Raw genomic sequence first — 1,075 nt, forward strand, 5'->3', positions numbered from 1 at the left:
AAGCCGGTCGGGCTTGCGACGTTCTGGTCGGCCTCGGCGCTGTGGTTTGATCTCTATTTTGCGCTGGCCGTTACGGTGTTCGCGGCGGCATGGATGTTATTTGCCCCGCATCCCTGGGCGACGTGGTCCATTCTTGGTTCGGCGCTGATCCTGTTCACCTCTTACTTTCAGGTCCAGGTCTCGGTCGCGATCAACAGCTGGTATGGACCGTTCTATGACATGATCCAGGCTGCGCTTTCGAAGTCGGCGCCGGTCACGGTCGAGCAGTTCTACAGCGAGTTGTCGACCTTTGCCGGCATAGCGCTCGTGGCCGTCGTGGTCGGCGTGATGACGCGATTCTTCGTCAGCCACTACATCTTCCGCTGGCGCACGGCGATGAACGATTTTTATGTCGCCAACTGGCCACGGCTGCGCACGATCGAAGGCGCCTCCCAGCGGATCCAGGAAGACACGATGCGCTTCGCCAGCACGATGGAAGGTCTAGGCGTCAATCTCATCAGCGCGGTGCTGACACTGTTGGCGTTCCTGCCGGTTCTGGTGAGGCTGTCCAGCAACGTCACGGAGCTGCCTCTGTTCGGCTCGATTGCCTATCCGCTGGTGTTCGCCGCGGTGATCTGGTCGATCCTGGGCACCGGCGTTCTCGCGCTTATCGGCATCCGCCTGCCCGGAATTGAATTTTTCAACCAGCGGGTCGAAGCGGCCTATCGCAAGGAGCTCGTGCTCGGCGAGGATGATACGGCGCGTGCCAATGCGCCGACATTGAGCGTGCTGTTTAGCGACATTCGCAGGAATTACTTCCGGCTCTATCTGAACTTCATGTACTTCAATATCGGCCGGATCGTCTATCTGCAGACTGACGTCATCTTTCCTTATCTGCTGCTTGCGCCCACAATCATCGCGGGCAGGATCACCCTCGGCGCGATGAACCAGATCCTCAACGCGTTCACGCAAGTACGAACCTCGTTTCAGTATCTCGTCAACTCCTGGAGCACGATCGTCGAACTGATCTCGATCTATCAGCGGCTGCGGAGCTTTGAGGCAAAGATCCACGGTGGGCCACTGCCGTCGATCGAGA

General features: G+C 58.6%; 1 protein-coding gene. It reads left to right on the plus strand.

The genetic code is table 11. From position 1 onward, the window contains the following. Positions 1-1,075, plus strand: a 1,075-nt coding sequence (sbmA, locus tag AC0L2F_RS35670) for a peptide antibiotic transporter SbmA (protein WP_473251514.1), incomplete at both ends; no start/stop codon positions are given.

It is taken from the genome of Bradyrhizobium sp. Ken64, assembly GCF_055807555.1.